General features: G+C 58.0%; 2 protein-coding genes. Both read left to right on the forward strand.

Annotated elements, in window-relative coordinates; genetic code table 11:
* Positions 1 to 976, forward strand: a 976-nt coding sequence (arsS, locus tag HZB34_14990; protein ID MBI5317264.1) for an arsenosugar biosynthesis radical SAM protein ArsS, incomplete at its 5' end; no start/stop codon positions are given.
* Between the two features lie 11 nt (positions 977 to 987).
* Positions 988 to 1,231: inorganic phosphate transporter (locus HZB34_14995; GenBank protein ID MBI5317265.1), on the forward strand; the 244-nt coding region annotated here is incomplete at its 3' end.

Here is a 1,231-nt window from a genome sequence, read left to right on the forward strand (position 1 = left end):
CCTTGATCAACCGAGTGGTTCTTCATCGTTCGCCCTGCGACTCACCCAAGCTGGAGTTTGCCCTCTGCGTGCGAGCGGCATCACGGTCTTCCAAATCAACGTCGGTAAGCTCTGTAACCAGACCTGCCGCCATTGCCACGTAGATGCCGGACCGGATCGTCCCGAAACGATGTCCTTGGAAACGGCTGAACAATGTATCACCGCTCTAGCCAAGACGGATATTCCCACAGTGGATATAACAGGCGGCGCGCCGGAGCTGAATCCCCATTTTCGCTGGCTCGTCGAACAGTCCCGCGGACTTGGCCGGCATGTGATGGATCGCTGCAATCTGTCCGTGTTGCTGCTTCCTTCCCAGGCGGATCTCGCGGAATTCCTGGCTCACTACCAGGTGGAAATCATCGCCTCGCTTCCGTCGTACCGTGCCAGCCAAACCGATGCACAACGAGGCGACGGCATCTTTGAGAAATCGATGGAGGCACTTCGTCTCTTGAACCGATTCGGCTATGGACGACCCGACAGTGGGTTGGTCTTGAATCTTGTCTACAATCCCGTTGGGGCGTTTCTACCCCCAAAACAGGAGGCGATCGAGGCCCAGTTCAAGAAAGAACTGCGCACCCGGCACGGCATCGAGTTCAACCGGCTCTACACAATCACCAATATGCCGATCAGCCGGTTCCTGGAGTTCCTCATCGAAAGCGGCAACTATGATCAGTACATGACGCGCCTAGCCAATGCGTTCACCCCGGCTGCAGCCGCCGGCGTCATGTGCCGGTACACACTGTCCGTCGGATGGGACGGCAGACTCTACGACTGTGACTTCAACCAGATGCTCGAACTCCCGGTTGATCACGGAGCGCCGTCGCATATTCACGACTTCGATCCTGCTCAACTCCATCATCGACAGATCGTCACGCGCAACCATTGCTTCGGGTGCACGGCCGGTTCTGGTTCATCTTGTGGTGGATCTGTCACGTAAGGCGGCTCACCATGGAACTCTCCGTCCTCACATTCTCGCTGGTCCTTGTCCTGGCCTTTGCCAATGGCACGAATGACGTGTCGAAGGCTATCGCGACGCTGGTAGGCAGCGGCATCACGAGCTATCGGACTGCCATCGCTTGGGGAACGTTGTGGACGATGATCGGAGCGGCCACTGCGGCGTTCGTGGCCAGCGCGATGGTCAAGACGTTCAGCAGCGGCCTCATCCAACCGGACCTCGCCATCCCGTCATCAC

It is taken from the genome of Nitrospirota bacterium, from assembly GCA_016219645.1.
In the GTDB taxonomy this organism is placed as follows: domain Bacteria; phylum Nitrospirota; class Nitrospiria; order Nitrospirales; family Nitrospiraceae; genus Palsa-1315.